Origin of the sequence: Bernardetia aquimarina, from assembly GCF_042180575.1 — a bacterium.
Lineage (GTDB): Bacteria > Bacteroidota > Bacteroidia > Cytophagales > Bernardetiaceae > Bernardetia.
On the sequence record NZ_CP170094.1, the window covers coordinates 342681 to 365541 of the forward strand.

Consider the following 22861-nt stretch of genomic DNA (forward strand, 5'->3'; position numbering starts at 1 on the left):
AGTTTTTTAGTTAATTTTTTGGCAGTAAAATTTAACATTTAGGTAACTAATTTAACATTTAATAACTAAATACGCATTTAAAGCTCATAAAGACTGATTTTAGTGTAAAATTCCATTTACAGCATTTACAGCAGCTAAAAAGTTACTGTAAATGCAAAAAAGTCTCTGATAGTATCAAAAACAGCGATTTTTAGGCTATTTACAGCATTTACAGCATTTACACCACTTTCAAACTTTGTGGTTTAGTCGTTTTTTTCGTGTACATAAAAATTCAATTTTCGTAAAAAATTATGAATAATACATTTTCTCCATCACAGATACAACAAGCTAATCAAACCGATTTGAGGGCATTACTTCAAAGTTTCGGCTTAAAACAGTTATCAAATAACCTATTTGAAAATCCATTTAGGACAGAAAAAAAGAGTAGCAGCTTTTCCATTTTTCGCCATAGAGTGAGTAAAATATGGTTAGCTAAAGATTTGAGTAGTAACAAAAACTGGAATGTTCTAAAGCTCACAATGGAAGTAAAAAAAATGAATTTTGTAGAAGCCATGAAGTTTTTACTTTCCTTCAATGGTCAGTACGAACAACCCACAGGAAAATCCTTTTTTCTTTCAAAACCTAATTCTTACCGTTCCATACCTACACACAAAGAAGCTACACCAAGTCAAAAAAACTCCCTTACCTACTACCTAAAAAGCATTCGTTTTGTCAGTCCTACACTTTCAAAAGAATACATTGAGTATAGACAATACCAGTATGAAGGAAGTAGCATTTGGTACTATGCTATTTTCTTCAAAAACGATAGTGAGGGTTATGTAATCAGAAATAAGGCAATGAAAAGCCCCAAATGCTTAGGTGCATCGGACATTACGACTATTTTATATCAAGATTCTACCGAATGGATAATTTTTGAAGGTTTTATAGATTTTCTTTCTGCCATCACTTACTACAAAAAACCATTCAAAGGGAACGTAATGGTACTCAATTCAGTAACCAATACAGAAAAAGGAATAGTAGCATTGAAGGCGTTAGGAGCTACCAAAATCTTTACTTTTTTAGATAATGATACTGCTGGCAAAATAGCTACAAATCAATTAAAAAATACTTCTATTCCATTGATAGATAAAGTTTCTCTATTTGGAGAATGTAAAGACTTCAATCAATTTTTAGCCACAAAAAAAACGCTTGCCACTAGGTAGCAAGCGTTCGGTTTCAATCAGTTTTCCCACATCATAAAACCTTAATTACAAAGTTATGCAAAATTCAAACAAAAAACTACAAATGGCAAAAGCACCACACGAAATACACCAACAGGACGTATTTAGTGATTATCTAAATGAAACAGCCGAAAAAGGCTATTATTTGGAAGCACAAAAGGCACTAGCTCCTATACCTTATGCAAAGAAAAATAGAAATCTATTTATTTTTTCCAAAGGATTTGCCATAGCTTACCATTTTGTAAGTTTCGTATTAGGAATAGCCACCGTTTTTTTAGTTTCAAAGGCATTTTATACTGGAGAAATTAATATTATCAATGTTCTTATGGCTACCATTGTAGGAGCTTTACTTATAGCTTTATTGATAGGTTTGGAAATGTTCAAAAGTCAGTCAGCAACCGACCTATTCAAATCATTGTCAAAAAGCGAAACAGCAAGCAAAGGAGCAAAATTTGGTTTATTGATAACATTTTTACTTTCGGTTGGTCTGTCAGCCATAGGGGGCGCATTTCTTACCGTAGAAATGAACGATAAGAGTAAAATCATTCAATCCGAACTCATCACACAATCCGACAGCTTAAAAGGAATTTATACTTCTCAACTGGAAGGTTACGAAATGAGTATTAGTAGCTCAAAGGAAACACTAAAGAAATATTCTAAAGGTTGGAGAGCTAACAATGCAAGGGAAGATTTACAAGCAGCCACAGAAGCCAAAAACAACCTATTAGAAAAGTTAGATAACCGTTTGGCTATTGAATCAGAAAAGGCATCAAAAAGTATTTTGAACAATGCCAAAGAAGGAAAAGAAACGGCTTTTATAGTTGCCTTTGTGGTGTTCATTTTGGAGCTAATAACTATTCTCTGTTATCGTTTCAAATTTATCTATTTGAGAAATACGGAAAGAGAAGGGATTACTTTTGAAGTTATTACCAACACTACTACATCACAAGCTCCAGCAGTCCGTGAGCCACTAACAGAACTCGTCGAAACGCTAAAACAACTCTTAGAAAATGGAGTACAAAGTGTGAAGCAAATTAGACCAATTAGCAACGATAAAAATTACTCACAGCCTAGTATTGGTTTTCAGTACCAAAATACTCGTAATGCGACAGTCGTAGAATCCGACAACGACAAAAAAGCGAATGTTTCCAAAAAGAACACAGAAAATACACTAGAAACGACAAACAACAATGACAACGACACTCGCAATGCGACAGTCGTGGAAAGGCGTATAGAAAGTGGAAATAGGGAATGTTTGAATTGTGGTACACTCTTCAAATACAATAACAGTGTACACAAATTTTGCTCAAAAAAATGTCGTTGGGATAATCACTACAAAAAGAAACAACGAGCTAATGAAAAGGCTAAAAAATAACTTCGCATAAATTAACTTTTATAGGACTTGTTTAGAGAAATTTAGCCTTATTCTATACAGTTTTTTGCATAAAAAAATGGTAGGAGTTACAGCTCCCACCATTGAAATCATAATCAAATCCATACTTTAATCCACAAAATATTCATTAATTATGAACCACAAATTTAAGAAAAAAAGATTTATGAATGTTGTTTTCTACCTAAGAAAAAATCGTTCAGATAAAAACGGCTTAGGTGTTATTTACTGGTACTTGTCTTTTGGTGGTCAAGAATCAAAACCTTATTCTAGTGAAATAAAAGTTTATCCTAAAAACTGGAGAAAAGGAAAGATAACAGGAAACAATGCCAAACCTTATAATGATGCACTAGACAATGTTCGTGCAGATATTACCAATGTATTTAATGAGTGTAAAAGTAATTTCTCTCACATTCAAGAAATAGCAGAAAAATATAAAGGAACAATCAAGCAAGACATAACATTTTTAGAACTTTATGATATGCTTGTAGAAAGGAAAATCTTAGAAAAAAAGAAGCCAAAAACAATAGAAACTTATGAAACATTTCGTAAATGTTGGTTAAAAAGATACCTAAAAAGCATCAAGCAAGAGAATTTATTAGCTACTCAATTCACACACATACATTTAGAGGGAATTTATGAAATGATGCTAAATAGTGAAGGTGTAGAAAGTGGCGAGTACATCAAACATCAACTTTCAAAAGTCCGTGCAACAATTCAATTAGGTTATTCAAAGGGAATTATAGAAAAAGATGCAGTTGCTAAATATAAAATTCATATTCCAACAGATAAAAAAGAATATGTTTACTTAGAAATTAGTGAAATTGAAGCACTAGAAAGATTAGAGTTTTTGCCTCAAGAAAGCCACTTAAAACGCACTAGGGACTTGTTTTTACTTCAATGCTATACTGGTCTTGCCTATTCAGATTTAGGAAACTTTAATAATGAACTTCATTTATCTAAAAAACTTGACTGGAAATGGATTTTTAAGAATAGAGTAAAAACGGACATTTCTCAATATATTCCATTGTTACCCGAACCAATAAAGGTTTTAGAGAGATTAGATTATGATACTAAGCCACCATTAGGACACCTTTATAATCAAAGAATACGCATTTGTGCATCAAGGGCAGGAATAAAGAAGTATTTAGTTTCACATTATGGGCGCAACTCATTAGGAGCTTATCTAATTAATAAAGGTGTCCAACTTCAATTTGTAAGCCGTGTTTTAGGTCATAAGAGCATAAATACAACTCAAAGGGTTTATGCTAAAGTAATAGATACTTGGGGGTTAAAAGATGAATTTAACCGTGTGTTTCGCAATCAGCAACCACAGAAAACGAAGATAGATAATACTCAAAATGTCTTTTCTACTGGCAAAATCAGCTTTACTTATTCATACAGTAATTAGAAAAATTTATCAAAAATCCATTTTATAAACAGAAAAAGAGCCTAAAAAGCTCTTTTTCAAAATGGAAAATACGGTAAAAAATGTAACTCTATTCGCCTTCTATTCAATAAAAACAAAAAAAAGTATAAAAAATGTACTTTTTTTAAAATCAAAAAATGCAGTCAATTACAACTTAATTACGTTTTTTTGTCGTAAGACAAAAAAATAAAAAGTCTTACCAATTATAAAATTTCAACCAGCAATAATAAAAACTATGAGAACTAGATATTATCCCCACGAAAGACTATTAAAAGCTAATAGTCTCAAAATTTCGGATTTACCGATTGAAATACAAGACCAAATAAAAGTTTGGAGAATGAGCAAAGAAAAAGGCTATCATACCAAGTATGTTCCTCAATCTGAAAAAATTAGTAGAGCTATTGAAAATTTCATTGAAAAAGATATAGACAACCTATACAATGATATAGAAAAGGTAGCTATACCTAATCATTTGCATACAGTAGGGTTTACACCTCAAAGAGAAACCAAAGGTAGTCCAGAGCCTAAAGAAACGGTAAAGAAAGGTATAGAAAATGTAACTATACCGTATCATTCAAATACAATAGGGTTTTCTACCAAAAAGCAGACTGGAGAAAGCGTAACATCTCAAAATGAGGTGGAAAAAGATATAGAAACTGATAAAATATTGAATAGCTTTGATACAAAGGCGATTTTGGCAGAAAATGAACCTCAAAAAGCCACAGATACAGAAAAAGATATAGAAAAAAACTCTATACCGAATCATTCCGAAATAAACAGCGATTTTGAAGAAAATGAGCCAAACGAGCTAGAATTATTAGAAAAAGATATAGAGAATGTTTCTATACCGAATGTTTCCGAAAAGAAAGGCGTTTTAGTAAAAATTGAAGAATCTACACTTCCTCAAAAAGTAACCGTCTTATGCCCTACATTTTGCAAGAAAATAGGTAAAATTCAAACGGCTTGTTATAGTATTATGAAATTTGCAGAACAAGAAAATATTGAGCCTATTTTGAATTTTGAGGACTTACCAAGTTTCGGAATAAAGACAGGTTTTTGGTCTAACTTCCCTAAACTAAACGGCTATAAAGGAAAGTTTTTTGAGATTAGGAGGGTACATAACGAATACGCTTATTGTTATGAAGTGATAGCCATACAGCCACTACCAAGCGAAGCCTTTACAGAAATAGAAGAAAGTCAATTACTTTCCGATGGTGCAAAGGAGGAAAAGTCAAAAGAATTTGATTTGTCAGATTTGAAAAGCGTAAATGAGTTGATACAAAATAGAGTAGTTGAGGGCATCAATGAATCTAAGTTTTATGATACTCTCAACGATGTAGAAAAGGCTTTTTATGATATAATTCATAAAGCTAACAAGTTAGCAGAAAAGCCATTAAAACACGTAAATACGACGCTTTCCGAACTCAAAGAAAAAGGTATCAGAAAACTCAAAAAAAATGATTTGATTTCGGAATATTTCAAAGTAACTCCTTTGAAGGAAAAGGGAGCTTTCCGAATTACCTATAAATAATTGAACTATGTTTGTATTCAATAAAATACGCTATCTAATCACAATAATATCCCTATTAGCCGTAGGGATATTTATTTATAAAAACAGAAAAAAACTATTAGGAAGTCAGAAAAGCAAAGAAAATGCTTTAAGAAATGATAGATTAATGAAGGAAATTATTTTGCTCAACACTCCGAAATCAAAAAAGTAAAGTTTTTAATAGTTTCTTACAAGCTGCATGCAGCTCCCATCAATACAGGAGCTAGTGCAGCTTTACGCATGCTATTTTTCAAAAACTATCTTCATTTGCTTTAAATGCACTTTTCTAAAATTAGCTAATTTTGAAGTAGTTAATTTTGATTGATTTTCTTACACTAGATTAGAAAAATGAAAAAGCCTACAAACTGGATTTGTAGGCTTTTTCATTGTGCTTATACTTTATTCCTTTGAAGTCTATGTTTAAAACCTAAAAGGTTTAAATATTTTCTTTTTCTTTTTCAAAACAAAGTATGTTTTGTAATCAAAATAAAATTGATAAAAAAGAAAATTATTACTACATCATAGGGTCTGTATAAGGGGTAGGTATTTCTTCCGAGTGAGCAACTAACATAGAATCATCTAAATCACCTACTGTCGTTGGTTTATTACCTTCATCAAAATATAGACAGGTAATGCTTCTACTTCCAAAGGCATTTTTAGTGTACTGAACAGTCATTATAGGACTACCTGACTTTAATTTTACAACATCTCCTATTTCAAATTTTTTTTCTTCTGACATCGCTTATATTGTTTTAAATATTAATAGTTGTTTTAGTAAAAGAAGGTGGGTTGTTACTTACTTTTTTCAATAGAAACTTAGATATAGTGTGTTCCTCCTCTTTTTTAGTTATTGGATTGTAACAAGCACACATAACCGTATTCTCTAAAACGTTTATTGATTTGACATAATAAATGTCTAAGCCACCAGATTTAAGTTTTACATTATCTCCTATTTTGAAGTTACTCATAAATTGAAATTTTTGTAATTGAAAGATTAATTAAACTAGCTAAAGGCTATACATTTTGGTAAATGTATAGCCTTGATGCTATTTTCTTGCTGTATTTGTTATATACATAATGGGCGAACAGTGGGGTTCGAACCCACGACCCTCGGTACCACAAACCGATACTCTAACCAACTGAGCTATGATCGCCATATAAAAATTACAGATGTTAGAACGTTTTATTGTTCCGTTGTACCGTAATTACGAATGCAAAGGTAAGAGGTTTATTTGAAGTTTGCAAGAGATTGAATTAACTTTTTCTGTTTTTTTTTTGTAAAATTTTTCTCTCAAACTTCATTACAAAAATATACTATAAACTTTTTCTCTCATAACTCTTTCATTTTCAAGATGTAAATAAAAAATAAGTGTTTTTTTGCATTCATTAACTCAACTTACTTCAAGTAAAAAAAGTTCATCTACCTTTATTTTTTTTAAAAAAGAAGTTGAAGTTTTTATTTTAACATGAAAAATGAGTATGTTTAATTATCAAATCAGTCAAATTCATTATTTGTATGATTACTAAAGAAATTTTTCTAAATTGTCAAAGAATAATCTATCTGATTTTTTTGTAAAAAACGATCGTCCACTCCTATTTTAATATATTGAAAGTTTAAGTTATGTCCAATCCTAATTATAAAGATATTTTTATTTCTTATGGAAGAGCTGAAAGTAAATACTTTGCTTCACAACTCTATGATTTATTGACTGAAAAAGGATATAAAGTATGGTTTGACCAAAACGATATTCCTTTAGCTGTTGATTTTCAAGACCAAATAGATGAGGGAATAGAAAAGTCAGATAATTTTATCTTTGTAATTGCTCCTCATTCTATTCGCTCGCCTTATTGTAAAAAAGAAATAGAGTTAGCGACAAAATACAGTAAACGCATTATTCCAATTCTACATATTGAGCCTTCTGGTGCGATGATATCAGAATTTATGCACCCTTCTGTAAGTAAACGCAACTGGCTGTATATGCGACAAAATATAGAAGAAGGAAAAGGACAACACGAGTGGAAAGATATTGATGATAGAGAAAAAGGACAAGAGGGGCTGTTATCAATTTTAGAATCTCATAAAGATTATGTGCGTCGTCATACAGAACTTTTACATAATGCCTTAGAATGGGAAAAGCAATACCGTAATAATCGTTATTTGCCGTTTGGAGATAGACAAACGGAGTCAGAACAATGGTTACTTACAGCTTTTAAGGATGGACAACCACCTTGCTTGCCTTCTTCTATTCACTGTGAATTTATTTCAGAGGCTCGTAAAAATTCTGAAAATAGAATGACAGATGCCTTTATTTCTTATGCAGAAGAAGATGAGGAAATTCGAAATAGGGTATTACGCTCTCTTTCCCAACATTTGATTACTACTTGGACACACCAAATGGACATTCAAGCAGGAGGTGATTTTGATAAAGAAGTAGAAAATGGAATCGAACAAGCAGATAATTTTATTTTCTTTATTACTCATGAATCTATAAAATCGGAATATTGTAAAATAGAACTTGAACATGCTGTAAAGTATAATAAACGCATTATTCCTTTACGAATGGATAGTGTTCCTGTTCATAATTTTCCAATAGAAATTAGAAATTTGCAATTCATTGATTTTACAGATAATAATTATGATTTTATTCCACGCTCCAAGAATGAAAAAACAGATTATGAAAAAGATATAGATGAATTACTCAATCAAATAAATACAGACCGAGATTATTATCACAAACATAAAATAATACTCAATAAAGCCATTCGTTGGAAAGAACAAAATCATAATGCAAGTATTTTATTAAGAGGGCATAATTTGGATGAAGCCAAAATTTGGTTAAAAATTGGTTTGCAAAGAGAAAAACACTTACCTACACGCCTTCATGAAGAGTTTGTTAGAGAAAGTGAATCTAAAAGTGGACAACTTAGCACAGAGGTTTTTATTTCTTACTCAAGAGCAGATGGAGATTATGCAAGAAAATTGAATGATGAATTACAAGAAAATGGCAAAACAACTTGGTTTGACCAAGAAAGTATAGCCTCTGGCGCAGATTTTCAACAAGAAATATATAATGGAATTGAAGCCTGTGAAAATTTTGTGTTTATTATTTCTCCAGATTCTGTCAAATCTCCTTATTGTGATGATGAAGTGAAATTTGCGACCAAATTAGGAAAAAGAATTATTACAATCTTGTATAGAGCAACCGAAACTTTCGAAATTCCAATGGAGCTTTCAAATATACAATGGATAAATTTTATACCTAACCAAACCAATTTTCATGATTCGTTTGCAGAACTTATTCGTACATTAGATACAGATAGAGAACACGTAAAATCACACAATCATTGGTATCAAGAGGCTTTACAATGGCAAAAACAAGGGAAAAATAATGATTTTTTACTCGTCGGAACTGAATATTTTTTAGCACATTCATGGTATGAAGAAGCAATCTTAAAGAAGAAAATTCCAGCTCCTAATGCGTTACAAAAAGAATATTTAAAAGCCAGTCAGCAAAGCATTGAAGCCAGAGAAACAGAAAAAAAACAAGTAGAACAGCAATTATTAACACTCGAAAAGGATAGAAATGCTGAGGCCAAAAAACGAATAGAACGCCAAAAAATATTCCTTATCATTGCTGTTGTAGCTCTTCTGATTTCAGTAGCAGCAGGTGTTTATGCCTTTGTAGAGAAAGGACAAGCTGAGAGAAGTAAAGCAGATGCCATAGAAAGCGAAAAACGAGCTGTAGAGAATGAAAAAATAGCACGTGAAAATGAAGAGAAAGAAAGAAAAGCAACTTTAATTGCTAAACAAAAAGCACAACAACTAGAAGAAGCATTAGCAAAAATAGACTCAGCAATAGCAAAACAGAGTGTTGCTGTCAAACAGAAATTACAAGCTGAATCTAAGTTAGCTAAAAAAGAAACTAGCTATAAAAATCAAGATTTTGTAAAAGACCGTTTATTCACTAAAAATATATTAGGAGCAATAGAAGAAATCAAAAAAATGGAAACATCGTTAATCAATTATGCTCGTCAGTTGGAAAGTTTAGGAGTAATACGTCCTGCTGTCAGACAATCTATGGAAAAGCAAATTAAAGATGATGTACGAGAATTGCGAAACTCTCTATTAAAATAAACTTTATTCACTAATCAAAAAAAACATGCTATCTAAATCAGATTCTTCCCTCACAGATACAACCACATTAGATTTACCTTTTTTAAGAAAAGAAGTAGGTTTATTATCCGAAAAAGTAGCCAAATTTATTTATAAGGAAGCTCAAGATTTTGATAAAGACGACATTGAAGTTAAAAGTTTTAATAGTTTGGTTTCTTATGTCGATAAAGAAGCTGAAAAAAAAATAGTCCAACGTCTTAGAGAACTCTTACCTCAAGCTGGAATTATTGCAGAAGAAGGAACTGGAACACCAAAAGAAGAAGGCTTTAACTGGATAATTGACCCACTAGATGGAACAACAAATTTTGTACATGGAATTCCTGTCTATTCTATAAGTATTGCACTTGCTCATACTAAAAAGGTAGAAGAAAAAATAAAAACTGAACTTTTAGTAGGCATTGTCTATGAAGTAAACCGTAAAGAATGTTTTGCTGCTCATCAAAATGGAGGTGCAACATTAAACGGAAAAAAAATAATGGTTTCAGGAGAAAATCAACTAGGTAAGTCTTTGATAGCAACAGGGTTTCCGTATGAAGATTTTGATAGAATAGAAGATTATCTCTTTATGATGGGAACGATGATGAAAGCAGCACACGGACTTAGAAGGTTAGGTTCGGCAGCAGTAGATTTGTCTTTTGTTGCAGCAGGACGTTTTGAGGGGTATTTTGAATATAACTTGAATGCTTGGGATGTAGCAGCAGGTGCACTTATCGTAAAAGAAGCTGGAGGAATTGTAAGTGATTTTGAAGGAAATGAAATCGTAGATAATTATATTTTTGGAAAACAAATTATTGCAGCCACAAATGTTCATCCACAAATTTTAAAACTGGTAAAAGAGGTCTTTTTGAAGAAATAAATAAAAATTTGTAGGACAAAGACAATCCTTTGTCCTACAAATTTTACTAAGCAATCTTGCTAAACATCTGCTTATTTTCTAATTTTTCTTTATTTAATTTTTCATTCCAAAGTCGAACATCGAAAGCCATACAAACATTTCTTACATAAGGCTTTCCTTTCTCTGTAATTTTCAAGTGATTACCTTTCCATTCTACCAAACCATCTTGTTTTAGTGTTTCTAAAAGATCAAAATTAATCCCAAAACCAAATTCATAGAATTGTTCTTCATTCCAAGAAGTTTCGTACCTACACATCAAATCCAAAATATGCTGACGGATAACTAAGTCTTCTTTTGTGAGATAATGCCCTCTCAAAAATGGAAATTCATTGTTTTCTACTTTCTCTTTATAAACTTTGAGGTTTTTTTCATTTTGATTAAATGCCGTCCATGTATCACTAATAGCACTTACACCCAAGCCAATAGACAAACTCGTCGATTGAGTGGTATAACCCATAAAGTTACGGTGCAAACTTCCGTTTTTAGAAGCCTTCAAAAGTGAATCGGTAGGCAGCGCAAAATGATCCATTCCAATATCAATGTAGCCTTCATCTGTCAATATTTTTTTACCAATCGCATACAAATTTGCTTTTTCGTCAGCAGAAGGTAAAAAAGACTCTAATTTTTTTTGTGAAGGTTTGAGCCAAGGTACATGAGCATAACCATAAAAAGCCAAACGAGAAGGACGTAATTCTAATGTTTTTTGAATAGTATCGTGGATAGTTTCCGTATTTTGCAACGGCAAACCATATACTAAATCAAAATTAATTGATTCAAAACCTAATTCTCTAGCAGTTGCAACGCATTCTACTACTTTTTGATACGGCTGAATACGATTAATAATTTTCTGTACATTTTCATCAAAATCCTGTATTCCAAAACTAACACGATTAAATCCTAACTCTTTTAAGGTCTTTAAATGTTCTCTTGTTGTATTATTGGGATGTCCTTCAAAACCCCATTCTGTATCATTAGGAATATCACAAGAAGATTTGAAAATGGTAATTAAACGAGTAAGATTTTTTGGAGAGAAAAAAGTAGGTGTTCCTCCTCCTAAATGCAACTCTCTCAAAATTGGTTTTTGTGGAAGAGTTTTTAGATATAGATTCCATTCTTTTTCTATCAAATCAATATAGGGTTCTTCTACATTGTGATTGGTTGTAATGCGAGTTGTACAACCACAATATGTACACAAACTTTCACAGTAGGGCAAATGAATATAAATACTTACTTCTCGTCCACTTGTCCAAAAGGCATTTTTGAGGGCATTTTGCCAGTTTTCTAAACTATGTTCTGTATTTTCCCAATATGGAACAGTTGGGTAACTGGTATAGCGTGGACTAGCAACATTGTATTTTTGAAGCAAACTATTCATTTTTTTGTGAATTGTAAGTGATAGATAAATTTATACTTACAAATAACGGCTACTTTTTAGGCTTAAAAAATGACTTTTGTTAGGAAAAAAGATGTGATTTGATGCCTCTGAGGAGATTTTATGACTAGGTCTGATTAACATTGTTAAGTGTTATCTCTTGGAGTAGGTAATTAAGACCTTGTTTAAATTTTTATTTTATCTAGTGAAAAAATGAATGAGTTTTTAAACAAGGTCTAAATAATATTAAGTCAGCATTCCACCATCCACTTGAAGAACTTGTCCTGTGACATACTTCGAATAATCCGAAGCTAAGAAAACTGTAACATCTGCCACTTCTTTTGAAGAACCTGCACGACGCAACGGAATTGCACTTTTCCATTCAGCAATCATTTTTTCGTCTAATTGCTCTGTCATTTCAGTTTCAATAAAACCAGGTGCAATGGCATTACAACGAATATTTCTTGAACCTAACTCTAAGGCAATCGATTTTGTAAAACCAATAATTCCAGCTTTCGAAGCTGCATAATTTGCCTGTCCTGCATTTCCTTTTATTCCAACTACTGAAGTTACATTGATAATAGAACCTTGTTTTTGCTTTAAAAATGTACGTGTAGAAGCCTTTACTAAGTTAAAAACAGATTTCAAATTTACTCTCATTACCTCGTCCCATTGGTCTTCACTCATTCGCATCAACAAATTATCTCTAGTAATTCCTGCATTATTTACTAAAACATCAAGCGAACCAAAGTCTTTTACAAAATCAGCTACTAACTCTTCAGCAGCTTTAAAATCAGACGCATCCGAACGATAGCCTTTTATAGTTGTTCCTTTTTCTGAAAGTTCTTTTTGTAATGCCTCACCTTTTTCTATGCTAGAAAGATATGTAAAACCAACGTTTGCACCTTCTTCTGCAAAACGCTCTGCCATTGCTCTACCTATGCCACGAGATGCACCTGTGATGAGTACATTTTTTCCTGAAAGTAATCCCATTTTTAATAAAGTTAGAAGTATGAAATATAAAGTAAAATCTATGAAATAAAAGTATCAGAAGATAAATACAACTGAAAGTCATTTCATAGCTATCTATATCATACTTTATAAATTGTGAATAAATAAATTTCTTGTTTAGATTTTCAAAAATACGATAAAATTTAAGATGAAACAGAAGAATTTTGAAAATTTGTATTTTTGAGAAAAGTATAAGCTAAAACCGTAATTTTTACTCCAAAAGATACGAAAAGTGTTATTATTTTTACATTTTGTACAGAAAACTCCTCACGACTTTCATTAAAATCGAAGTTAGCATGTAAAAATTCGGTAGTGTTGTAAAAAGTATGATACGTGTTTTTGCCATTTTCGGTGTCTCCACCAACAATAATTAAAAAACATCTACTGCTAAAGTAATGAGACTAAAGTAAAAATTGCTGTACATACTAAAATATACAAAACTGATAGCCTGTATTCTCTCTTTTCATTTTTCAGTATTTTTCAGCGAGTCTTTGAGTTTGTTTTTTTCATAAAGAAAGCGAATAAAAGACTTTTTTGTGTAAAAAAACGAAAGCAGAAATTTTCTAAGCATTAAATACTATTAAATTGCAGTTAAAATAGAGTAAAACCGTTGCATTTGCTACCTTTGCACCGTCTTTTTGATGTATTTTTACAGAGCTAAATTTAGACTAGCTCACACTAACAAAAGAAATTACTCTATTTTCTTCTGAATTATAAACAAAAATTAAATCAAATGAAAAGTTTAAAATTACAAACTCTTCATTATGAACGAATTAAATTCGTGATTTTTAATTAGCTTCGCTGCTTTTGCAGGTCGTAATTCGTAATTATTTTATTATAGTTTTATGCGTTTTAGAATTTTATTTATTTTCTGTTGCTTTTTTGCCTTATTTTTTGGCTCATTATCTTATGGTCAGGATATAAAACCTCTTACTATTTCGTTGGATAGCTTAAATAAGCTCAATGAATTGGAAACTCAAGCTGCTCTTGATTCTATAAACTTAGAAGAAAGTGATACTACAAATCGCCCTAATGCAAGTGGTGATTTTACGGATATTGTAAAATATTCAGCTACTGATTCGATAAAATATGATTTCAAAACTCAAAAAATTACTCTCTACACCAAATCTGAAATTGATTATACGAATATCAATCTAAAATCAGACAATATTACTTTAGACTGGAATACCAATGAATTGACAGCCATAGGACTCACAGATTCTTTAGGAAAATTATCCGAAACTCCTATTTTTAAGCAAGGAGATGAGGAATATAAAGCCAAAAAAATTAGATATAATTTTGTAAGTGAAAAAGCTATCGTAACTGAAATTGTAAAAAAAGAAGGAGAAGGTTTTTTACTCTTAGAAAAAGGCAAACGTGATGCTGAAGGTAATTTTAATGGGCTTGAAGGCTCTTATACCACCTGTACAAATACTGCACATCCTCACTTTCGTATTCGTTCGAAAAAATTAAAGGTAATAGAAAAAAAGCAAATTATTACAGGTCCTTTTCAGCTAGAAATAATGGATATTCCTACTCCTGTTGGCTTTCCGTTTGGACTTTTACCTATTCCAAAAACTCGTAGCTCAGGGATTATTATTCCTAGTTATGGAGAAACACAAGAACGTGGTTTTTATTTAAGAGATGGTGGTTATTATTGGGCGATAAGCGACCATATTGACCTTACATTTTTGGGAGAAGCATATTCAAAGGGTGTTTATGGTGCTTCTGTGCGTAGTCGTTATTCAAAACGTTATTATTATACTGGAAATTTTGATTTTAGAATGAATACGATTAGAGCGCAAGAAAGGGGAATTAATGAAGACACAAATAATGATTTTCGTCTTCAGTGGTCACACAATCCAAAATCAAGAGGTTCATCTTCTTTTTCTGCCAATGTCAATGTCATGACTACCCAGTTTAATACACGAAATTCATTCAATCCAAATGATTATACACAGGCTTCTGTCAATTCAGGTATTAATTATAGTAAAACTTTTACAGGAACACCTTTTATATTTTCGGGAAGTCTTCGTCATAATCAGAATTTACAGTCAAAAATTACTGACGTTTCGCCACAAGCCAACCTAAGTATGAATCGTATTTTTCCACTCCGAAAATTCATTAAGAATTCTCAATCCCCATTGGCTCAACTGGGTTTTTCTTATCGTTTGGATGGACAAGCAAAAATATCTAATCTTCTTACAAATAATATAAAAGGAAATTTCAAAATTCCTTCTGACCAACAGCGAGCATCTGATACACTTACTTTTGATATGGATAATCTACCTGAAATTTTGGAGAATTTGCAATGGGGATTAAAGCATGCTATTCCTCTTTCTAGTTCTGTTACTTTTTTGCGTTATTTCAAAATGAATCCTAATGCAAATTTTAGTCAAGTTATCTATGGGAGTAGCAATTCGTATGAATGGATACAAAAAGATACGGTCAGAACTACTACCAACCAAGGACTTTCACAATTTTATTCTTATAATGCTTCTGTTGATTTTACGACTACTTTTTATTCTACTTTTTTATTTAAAAGTCCGAAATTCAAGGCATTGCGCCATACTATGATTCCAACAATCTCACTAAGCTATCAACCTGATTTTAGTGACCCTCGTTTTGGTTTTTATCAAGAAGTACAAGTCAGTGAAGATGGAAGAACACAGCGTATTGCACGTATGAGTGGTGTCTATGGATCACCATCATCTGGAGAGTCTGGAACAGTTTCGTTTTCACTTCGTAATACCTTGGAAGCAAAAGTAGAAACAAAGGAAGGAAAAGATGAAAAAAGAAAACTCCTAGATAGTTTTGATTTTTCTACTGCTTATAATCTAGCTGCTGATTCTTTTAATTTGAGTAATATCAGTGTTAATTTAAGAACTTCATTATTCAAAAATAAAATTGGTATCAATGTTAGAAGTTCTATTGACCCCTATACGTATGAAGCAATTACAAGAGATTCTGTAACCAACGTGGTAGTTACACAAAGAAAATTTGATAGATTTGCTTGGCAAGAAGGAGGAGGATTAGGTACATTGAGTACACTAGGAATATCTCTAAACACATCCTTATCAGCTGATGGTTTTGCTAGTGATAATGAAGAAGAAGCAAGTAGTCAAGCTATTTCTCAAGCCGACTTAGATTTTATCAATCAAAATAGAGATTTGTATGTAGATTTTGATGTTCCTTGGACGATAAGCGTAAATTATAACTGGAATTATACTCGTACAGGTTTGATAGAAGGAAATGCAAGTCAGAATTTATCTTTCAATGGAGATGTAAGTGTTACTCCTAAATGGAAAGTAGGTTATACAGCCAGTTATGATTTGGAATTAAATGAGTTTTCAGATGCTACTTTTAATATCCATAGAGATTTGCATTGTTGGGAGCTTCGTGTAAGTTGGACACCCGTAGGTTTTCGTCGTGGTTATTCTCTAGACTTACGTGTAAAATCTAGCTTATTACAAGACTTGAAACTCAATCGTAGAAATAATTGGAGAGATAGAAGATAAATAAAGTAAAAAATCAGATTTTAGAAGTCAGAAGTGAATGCAATGAAAAATTATAAAGAACACAAAATCTGAAATTATTCAAAACCTTATTTTTAAATCAAAAGTTATGTGCCACAAAAGGTGTATCTTTTTTTCTTACTGTACCCTACTTTTTTATTAAACACAGAGTTACAGAGAACACAGAGAATGAACTGGAAGTCAGCGTAGCTAAAAATACCTCGTTTAAATTGACTTATTCAGATAGTATTTTGTATTATCTGTATTTTAAATCTTATTAATCTCATCCTTAACTAATCATACCTTACAAAAAAAGTAGGATACAGTATTTTTTTCTTACAAATAAATCAGATGTTCAGATTTTTGACGTTGCTTTGTATTTTATTTTCACTTCTGAATTAGCTTCGCTGCTTTTGCAGGTCTGACTTCATACTTCATACTTTATCCCATGTTATCTATTTGGCAGATTATTCTTATTAGTATTCTTACAGCTTTTTGTATGGAAGGTGTAGCTTGGTTTACACACAAATATATTATGCACGGTTTTTTGTGGTTTTTGCACAAATCTCATCACACTCATCACAACCATGCCTTAGAAATCAATGATGTTTTTGCAGTTGTTTTTTCGATTCAATCTATGACTATGATTATTGTAGGAATTGAATACCCAGAATGGAATCTTTTATTAGCTTTAGGAGCAGGAATTGCACTTTATGGAATAATGTATGCTGTTTTTCATGATATTCTGACCCATAATAGAATTCCATTTCTAAAAATTAAGATAAAAAATTCTTATCTAAAACGCATCGTAAGAGCGCATGGTGTTCATCATCGTTCGCATAAAAAAGATGATTCAGAAGCATTCGGGTTTTTATATGCGCCAAAAAAATATGATAAAAATAAGTAAAAACCCACGAATAAATTTGTGGGTTTCATTTTTTGAGTTAGTATCTTATTTAATCTCTGTTCCTAAATGGCATTTTGAAAATATTTTTTCGTAATTAATTTTGAAATTGATAAATTTACCTATTCTATCAAAAAACAGGGCATGTTCATAAAAACTTTGTCAGTAGTTTTTTGGTAATCTAAAATAACTCTGACAATAATTTCAAATAAAATAAAAATGGCTAGATCAAAGGAATTAAATATATCTATTTCAGAAGATGCAAGTGAGAAAATAAAAATAATTATTACAGAAGATCCTACTGCACACTACAAACTTACTGATAAGTTGCATAAAGACTTAGATACTGCAAATAGAAATTTACTGAAAGGAAAAATAACACCTTATCAATTAAAGGTTTTGATTAATAAATATCCTCATGTTCCTACTTTTTACAATTATTTGAGTGTTGCGTATGAAGACAATAATCAATTTGATAAAGTACTTCCTGTTATCAAAACGCTTATCAAAAAGTTTCCTACTTATTTTCATGCTCAGCTCAATTTGATTTCTTTTTATTTAAAAACAGAAAATAAAGAGGCGTTAGATGCTTATTTCGAAAATGTAGATTCTATTAAAGATGTTGCTCCCAAAAAAGAAAATTTTCATGTAGATGAATTTATGGGCTTTTATAGTGCCTTTGTGGAATACTTAGAAACAAAAAGAGATAGAAAAAAAATGACACGCATTTTTGATATGCTAGATAATGTAGCCCCTCATTTCCCTACTATAAAAGCTGAATTACCAAATCTAAAAATTCTTTTGCAGCGAGTTGATATTATGTTAGCAGCAGAAGAAAAAGCAAAACAAGAAAATGCTCCAATTATTTATTTGAAAGAAGATAAAGAAAAATAATTATTTAATTATCATTAGAAAACAATCTAAAAAATGTCGTTACCTACCTACAATCACAACTTCGTAGCCGAACTTATAAATTATTCAGAAGAATTGCCTAAAGAAAAAATAGATGAAGGATTGGCTCTTCCTCGTGAGTCGTTTATTGAAGATTTAATCAATTTTATTCTCTTCTAAATCATTATGACCCAAAAACAGACAAGCCTCAATATTCACGCAACGACAAAGTAACAGTCAGATATGAAGACGGAAAAATCATAGAAGAATACCAAATACAAAAAAGTAGAAAAAGATGTCAAAGCTGGAAAATGCGAAATCGTAAAATAAAATTTACTTCAAAATAAAATCAATTTTTCAAAAAAACTAACTAACTATAAAATGAAATTTTCATCAAAAGCAAAATCTTCTTTGACAGAAAAAAGGGAAAAAGAAGTAGAAGAACTAAATATTACGGAAGAGATTACTCTTTCTTTCTCCATGACCCCTCAAATAGAAAGAGATTTGGCGAAGGCTCGTATGCTTATGCAAAAAAACAAAAAAGAAGGAGTAAAAGAAATAAAAAACTATATTCAAAGACATTCTCATGTCAATACATTCTACAATTACTTGACTAACCTCTATCGTTTGCAAGGAAAAAGTGATAAAGAACTTGAAGTCATTAAAGTAACACTCAAAAAATTCCCTAGCTATTCGTTTGCTAAAATAAGTTTGATTAACTACTATATCGATAAAGAAAATATAGAAGAGCTAGATGCTATATTTGGGGATACAGATACTATTCAAGATTTTTTTCCCAAAAAAACACTATTTCATGATTCAGAAATAACAGCATTTTATGCTGGTTATCTAAATTATTTAGCTCTCAAAGAAGAAGATAAAAAAATAAAAGAAGTTTGGAATCTTTTAGAAGTCTTAGCAACAGAATATGACAGCATAAAACAAAAACTTTCTGCTATCAAATCTCAATATTCTAGGATTCTTATAAAAACTAGAATGGCAGGATTAGGTAAAAGTATAGGAAGTATTATAAGCATAAAACCCACCAATACGAGTTCTGTAAAAGAAAATGAAGAATCAGAAAAGCCTACTTTCAATCATGAAGAAACAAACCAACTCTACGAAGCTTATAACCAAAACCTCACAAAAGAAAAAGTTGATATGTTTTTAGGTCTTCCTAAAGAAACTTTCATTCAAGATTTAGAAATGATTTTGGAAGATATTCAGATGAGAAAAAAGTCTTTTTATGAAGCAGAACAAACAAATTATAATTTACCTTATTATGCACTTACTTTTCTGTCCACTTTAGAAGCTAAGGATAGTGTAAACAAAATGCTCAATATATTCAGACAAGATAAAAGTTTTCTTGAATTTTGGTTTGATTTTTATTTAGAACCTTCTTACATAGCACTTATTTTTTATAAATTTTTCAAAGATGATTTTGAAGGCATTTTTGATTTTATAAAAGAAGAAAATAATGAATATTCAGGGAGAGTAGGCTTAATAAGCATTCCAGCACAGGTTGCTTTAAATGAGCCAAATAGAAGAAAAGAAGTATTAGATTTTTATGAAACTCTAGCTGACTTTTTTATTGAAAACAAGCAAAAAAAAGCCATACTAGACCATCATACAATAGAGTATTTAACTTTTTCCATACAAGCTATTCAAGGAAAAGAGTTGCGTGAAAAAGTCCTTGATCTAGATAAAGCAGGTTTGGTAAATAATTTCTTAAATAGCACAGAAAATATTTTGCAAGAACTGGAAGAGCCATTTTATTCTACTCTACAAAGCAAAAAAATAGATGTTACTATGTCTGTTTATGAAATGATTGATAGATTAAAAGAACAAAAAGAGTTTTTTCTTCCCAATACAGAAGAGGAAGAAGAAAAATTAAAAGAACATCATAAGAAAATGATGGAAGATTCTTTAGGTAACGATAGCTTTGAAGAAGTAAAAGACCTATTTTCAGGGTTACTAAACAAAGAGGAATTAGAAGAACCGAGTGAAAAACAAGAAATACCTTCTAATTTTTATCAAAAAGATGATATTGATTACAAAAGAAATGACAAAGTAACAGTCAGATATAAAAATGGAAAAATAATAGAAAACACCAAATACAAAAAAGTAGAAAAAGATGTGAAAGAAGGGAAATGTATTATTGTATAAATATAGCCTACGCTTTAGCGTAAGATTTTAGAAAAAATAAATTCCAAACTTTATATGCTCGTCTTACTACTTTTCGCTTGTCTTTTTGTGTTGCTTCTCAAAGGTTATCCTGTTTCTTTTACGCTGGGAGGAGTAGCAGTTGTGTTTGGAATTTATCTTTTTGGTTGGGATTTTTTCAATTTACTGCCTCTTCGCATTTATGGAACAATGACAAATTTTGTTTTGATTTCTGTTCCCTTGTTTGTCTATATGGGTGTAATGCTTGAAAAATCAGGAATTGCAGAACGACTTTTAGAAACAATGGCTTTGCTTTTGGGTCGGCTGCGTGGTGGACTTGCGATTGCTGTTGTAATTGTGGGTGCGCTTTTGGCTGCTTCTACTGGCGTAGTGGGTGCAACTGTCGTAACGATGGGGCTTTTGAGCCTTCCAACGATGCTAAAACGAGGTTACAAACCCGAACTTGCAACAGGAACGATAGCCAGCGCAGGAACTTTAGGACAAATTATTCCCCCAAGTGTAGTTTTGGTTCTTTTAGGAAGTGTAATGAATGTTTCGGTAGGCGATTTGTTTATCGGTGCAATTGTACCGAGTATTTTGTTAGTAACTCTGTATATTCTTTATATCTTTTTTACAGCGTGGAAAAACCCAAAATTTGCCCCTGCTATTTCGAAGGAAGAACTAAAAGAATTTAATGACAAACTCACTTTTGGGTTACTTTTTAAGGCGTTTGTTTTGCCAATGGTTTTGATTTTGTCTGTTTTGGGTTCTATTTTTTCTGGAATTGCCTCACCTACCGAAGCTGCTGGAGTAGGCGCACTTGTCGCAACTATTCTGACAGCTTTTGAAGGAAAATTGAATCTCAAAATTATAAAAGAAGTCAATAAAGAAACGATGTACCTGACCTGCATGGTCTTTATTATTTTGGTAGGAGCAACAGCTTTTGGTCTTGTTTTTCGTGGAATGGGTGGCGATAAAATCTTGATAGATTTGATTGAAAGTTCGAATCTTAGCCCTTATGGATTTTTGGCTTTAGTGATGATTTTAGTTTTTATAGCAGGATTTTTTATTGATTTTATAGAAATTGTCTTTATTTTTATGCCTGTCGTAACGCCTATTTTTGCAGCCTACGGAATGGATTTGGTTTGGATTGCCATTTTGGTTTCGATGAATCTTCAAACTTCTTTTCTTACTCCTCCTTTTGGTTTTTCATTATTTTATCTCAAAGGTGTTGCTCCTCCAGAAATCAAAACAAGACATTTGTACCGTGGAATTATTCCATTCATCATTATCCAACTTTTTTTGATGACGTTGATTATTTTATTTCCTCAAATCGTTAGATTCTTTTAAAACTCAAAAATCATTCAATTATAACTATGGAAAATTTAGATAGAAATGTATTTGAAGAACCCTCTCATTTTGGAATGAATAGTCAGTCAAAAGAACTTTTAAAAAGTATCAGTTTTTGGACAAAGTTTATAGCAATACTGGGACTAATAGCTACAAGTGCAATTTTTTTTGGTGCAATTGTATTAGTAATAAATCGACAAACCTCTATTGGTAGAGTTTTTTTCTATTGGGTTTTATCATTATTTTCCTTTGTTCCTCTGATTTATTTATTCAAGTTTTCAAAAAAAAGTAAAGAATGCCTTTTAAGTTCGGATGAAGCAACTTTACAGAAAACCATTCAAAGTCTAAGGTCTTATTTCAAATCAATTGGAGTTTCAATGATATTGATATTTAGTGTTTTTTTGCTTGAAATACTAGGGATGTTTATCTATTATTCTTTTTTTAAATAAAATCACTTCCTTACCAAAATAAAAGAACTCCAATAATGAAGGTGTTTATATTTTTTGATTAAAAATATGGAAAATTTAGATAAAAATATTTTTGATGATTCTTCTCAATTTGGAATCAATAATCCATCAAAGGAACTTTTAAAAACAATAGTTTTTTGGTCAAAGTTTATTTCAATAACAGGGTTATTAGCTGTAATTACTTTTTCTTTACTTTTTTTATTAATGGTAATACAAAATGAGTTTATTTTAGAAGATGCTATTGTTTTATGGGCTATGCTGTCTGTCTTTATTATACCATTACTTTACCTCTTTATTTTTGCTAGAAAAACAGAAAAATCTCTAGCAGAATTAGATACTATTGTTTTACAAAAAGCTATTCAAAATCTCAAATCTTATTTCAAATCCATTGGAATTTCAATGATTTTGATATTTATTCTTTTTGTTATTGCAATGGCAAGCGTTATTATCTCTGAGATGAATAATTTTTAAAATCTGAATTGTTATCTACAAAAAAACACTCAATAAAATTTGTTATTGAGTGTTTTGGCT

Annotated in this window: 18 protein-coding genes and 1 tRNA gene; 14 read left to right on the plus strand and 5 right to left on the minus strand. The window is 31.2% G+C overall.

What is annotated here, in order from left to right:
• The first annotated feature begins 290 nt into the window (after positions 1 to 290).
• From ACE193_RS01360 to ACE193_RS01375, 4 genes are all read left to right on the plus strand, one after another.
• Positions 291 to 1202 carry a toprim domain-containing protein gene (locus tag ACE193_RS01360; protein ID WP_375561229.1) on the plus strand — a complete coding sequence of 304 codons (912 nt, stop codon included), beginning with the start codon at positions 291 to 293 and terminating at the stop codon, positions 1200 to 1202.
• Positions 1203 to 1257: 55 nt separating this feature from the next.
• Positions 1258 to 2595, plus strand: coding sequence for a hypothetical protein (locus tag ACE193_RS01365; protein WP_375561230.1), 1338 nt, complete (start codon positions 1258 to 1260; stop codon positions 2593 to 2595).
• Between the two features lie 151 nt (positions 2596 to 2746).
• Positions 2747 to 4021 (plus strand): site-specific integrase, encoded by a 1275-nt coding sequence (locus ACE193_RS01370; protein ID WP_375561231.1) that lies wholly within the window; start codon positions 2747 to 2749, stop codon positions 4019 to 4021.
• A gap of 253 nt (positions 4022 to 4274) precedes the next feature.
• On the plus strand, positions 4275 to 5570 hold the full coding sequence (locus tag ACE193_RS01375; protein ID WP_375561232.1) for a hypothetical protein: 1296 nt from the start codon (positions 4275 to 4277) through the stop codon (positions 5568 to 5570).
• Positions 5571 to 6102: 532 nt separating this feature from the next.
• On the opposite strand, the gene ACE193_RS01380 is transcribed toward ACE193_RS01375, so the two are convergent.
• From ACE193_RS01380 to ACE193_RS01390, 3 genes are all read right to left on the minus strand, one after another.
• On the minus strand, positions 6103 to 6327 hold the full coding sequence (locus ACE193_RS01380; RefSeq protein WP_375561233.1) for a DUF2158 domain-containing protein: 225 nt from the start codon (positions 6325 to 6327) through the stop codon (positions 6103 to 6105).
• A 13-nt stretch (positions 6328 to 6340) separates the two neighbouring features.
• Positions 6341 to 6556 carry a hypothetical protein gene (locus ACE193_RS01385; RefSeq protein WP_375561234.1) on the minus strand — a complete coding sequence of 72 codons (216 nt, stop codon included), beginning with the start codon at positions 6554 to 6556 and terminating at the stop codon, positions 6341 to 6343.
• 112 nt (positions 6557 to 6668) lie between these two features.
• A tRNA-His gene (locus ACE193_RS01390) sits at positions 6669 to 6742 on the minus strand.
• A 467-nt stretch (positions 6743 to 7209) separates the two neighbouring features.
• Between ACE193_RS01390 and ACE193_RS01395 the strand changes: the two genes are divergently transcribed.
• Complete coding sequence (locus ACE193_RS01395) at positions 7210 to 9723, plus strand: TIR domain-containing protein (RefSeq protein WP_375561235.1); 2514 nt, start codon at positions 7210 to 7212, stop codon at positions 9721 to 9723.
• A 25-nt stretch (positions 9724 to 9748) separates the two neighbouring features.
• Entirely contained in the window at positions 9749 to 10618 is an 870-nt protein-coding gene (locus ACE193_RS01400; RefSeq protein WP_375561236.1) for an inositol monophosphatase family protein, read from the plus strand.
• A gap of 46 nt (positions 10619 to 10664) precedes the next feature.
• On the opposite strand, the gene hemN is transcribed toward ACE193_RS01400, so the two are convergent.
• Together hemN and fabG are read right to left on the minus strand one after the other, a co-directional pair.
• A complete protein-coding gene (gene hemN, locus ACE193_RS01405) occupies positions 10665 to 12032 on the minus strand; it encodes an oxygen-independent coproporphyrinogen III oxidase (protein ID WP_375561237.1) in 1368 nt (455 codons plus the stop codon).
• Between the two features lie 243 nt (positions 12033 to 12275).
• Positions 12276 to 13022, minus strand: coding sequence for a 3-oxoacyl-[acyl-carrier-protein] reductase (fabG, locus tag ACE193_RS01410; RefSeq protein WP_375561238.1), 747 nt, complete (start codon positions 13020 to 13022; stop codon positions 12276 to 12278).
• Positions 13023 to 13885: 863 nt separating this feature from the next.
• Between fabG and ACE193_RS01415 the strand changes: the two genes are divergently transcribed.
• The 8 genes from ACE193_RS01415 (at position 13886) to ACE193_RS01450 (ending at position 22801) form a co-directional block, all read left to right on the plus strand.
• A complete protein-coding gene (locus tag ACE193_RS01415) occupies positions 13886 to 16558 on the plus strand; it encodes a putative LPS assembly protein LptD (RefSeq protein ID WP_375561239.1) in 2673 nt (890 codons plus the stop codon).
• A gap of 445 nt (positions 16559 to 17003) precedes the next feature.
• Positions 17004 to 17462: a sterol desaturase family protein gene (locus tag ACE193_RS01420; protein ID WP_375561240.1), complete on the plus strand. Its 459-nt coding sequence runs from the start codon at positions 17004 to 17006 to the stop codon at positions 17460 to 17462.
• A 216-nt stretch (positions 17463 to 17678) separates the two neighbouring features.
• Complete coding sequence (locus tag ACE193_RS01425; RefSeq protein WP_375561241.1) at positions 17679 to 18353, plus strand: tetratricopeptide repeat protein; 675 nt, start codon at positions 17679 to 17681, stop codon at positions 18351 to 18353.
• Between the two features lie 33 nt (positions 18354 to 18386).
• The gene (locus tag ACE193_RS01430; protein WP_375561242.1) at positions 18387 to 18530 is read left to right on the plus strand and encodes a hypothetical protein; all 144 of its coding nucleotides are present in this window, start codon (positions 18387 to 18389) and stop codon (positions 18528 to 18530) included.
• 201 nt (positions 18531 to 18731) lie between these two features.
• Positions 18732 to 20516 (plus strand): hypothetical protein, encoded by a 1785-nt coding sequence (locus tag ACE193_RS01435; RefSeq protein WP_375561243.1) that lies wholly within the window; start codon positions 18732 to 18734, stop codon positions 20514 to 20516.
• Between the two features lie 54 nt (positions 20517 to 20570).
• The gene (locus ACE193_RS01440) at positions 20571 to 21863 is read left to right on the plus strand and encodes a TRAP transporter large permease subunit (protein ID WP_375561244.1); all 1293 of its coding nucleotides are present in this window, start codon (positions 20571 to 20573) and stop codon (positions 21861 to 21863) included.
• 26 nt (positions 21864 to 21889) lie between these two features.
• Entirely contained in the window at positions 21890 to 22312 is a 423-nt protein-coding gene (locus ACE193_RS01445; protein ID WP_375561245.1) for a hypothetical protein, read from the plus strand.
• A gap of 66 nt (positions 22313 to 22378) precedes the next feature.
• Positions 22379 to 22801 carry a hypothetical protein gene (locus ACE193_RS01450; protein ID WP_375561246.1) on the plus strand — a complete coding sequence of 141 codons (423 nt, stop codon included), beginning with the start codon at positions 22379 to 22381 and terminating at the stop codon, positions 22799 to 22801.
• Positions 22802 to 22861: the final 60 nt, after the last annotated feature.

Bases quoted from the DNA above. Each gene is read 5' to 3' on its own strand.
- ACE193_RS01360 (WP_375561229.1), top strand. From the start codon at position 291: ATGAATAATACATTTTCTCCATCACAGATACAACAAGCTAATCAAACC.
- ACE193_RS01365 (WP_375561230.1), top strand. From the start codon at position 1,258: ATGCAAAATTCAAACAAAAAACTACAAATGGCAAAAGCACCACACGAA.
- ACE193_RS01370 (WP_375561231.1), top strand. From the start codon at position 2,747: ATGAACCACAAATTTAAGAAAAAAAGATTTATGAATGTTGTTTTCTAC.
- ACE193_RS01375 (WP_375561232.1), top strand. From the start codon at position 4,275: ATGAGAACTAGATATTATCCCCACGAAAGACTATTAAAAGCTAATAGT.
- ACE193_RS01380 (WP_375561233.1), bottom strand. From the start codon at position 6,327: ATGTCAGAAGAAAAAAAATTTGAAATAGGAGATGTTGTAAAATTAAAG.
- ACE193_RS01385 (WP_375561234.1), bottom strand. From the start codon at position 6,556: ATGAGTAACTTCAAAATAGGAGATAATGTAAAACTTAAATCTGGTGGC.
- ACE193_RS01395 (WP_375561235.1), top strand. From the start codon at position 7,210: ATGTCCAATCCTAATTATAAAGATATTTTTATTTCTTATGGAAGAGCT.
- ACE193_RS01400 (WP_375561236.1), top strand. From the start codon at position 9,749: ATGCTATCTAAATCAGATTCTTCCCTCACAGATACAACCACATTAGAT.
- hemN (WP_375561237.1), bottom strand. From the start codon at position 12,032: ATGAATAGTTTGCTTCAAAAATACAATGTTGCTAGTCCACGCTATACC.
- fabG (WP_375561238.1), bottom strand. From the start codon at position 13,022: ATGGGATTACTTTCAGGAAAAAATGTACTCATCACAGGTGCATCTCGT.
- ACE193_RS01415 (WP_375561239.1), top strand. From the start codon at position 13,886: ATGCGTTTTAGAATTTTATTTATTTTCTGTTGCTTTTTTGCCTTATTT.
- ACE193_RS01420 (WP_375561240.1), top strand. From the start codon at position 17,004: ATGTTATCTATTTGGCAGATTATTCTTATTAGTATTCTTACAGCTTTT.
- ACE193_RS01425 (WP_375561241.1), top strand. From the start codon at position 17,679: ATGGCTAGATCAAAGGAATTAAATATATCTATTTCAGAAGATGCAAGT.
- ACE193_RS01430 (WP_375561242.1), top strand. From the start codon at position 18,387: ATGTCGTTACCTACCTACAATCACAACTTCGTAGCCGAACTTATAAAT.
- ACE193_RS01435 (WP_375561243.1), top strand. From the start codon at position 18,732: ATGAAATTTTCATCAAAAGCAAAATCTTCTTTGACAGAAAAAAGGGAA.
- ACE193_RS01440 (WP_375561244.1), top strand. From the start codon at position 20,571: ATGCTCGTCTTACTACTTTTCGCTTGTCTTTTTGTGTTGCTTCTCAAA.
- ACE193_RS01445 (WP_375561245.1), top strand. From the start codon at position 21,890: ATGGAAAATTTAGATAGAAATGTATTTGAAGAACCCTCTCATTTTGGA.
- ACE193_RS01450 (WP_375561246.1), top strand. From the start codon at position 22,379: ATGGAAAATTTAGATAAAAATATTTTTGATGATTCTTCTCAATTTGGA.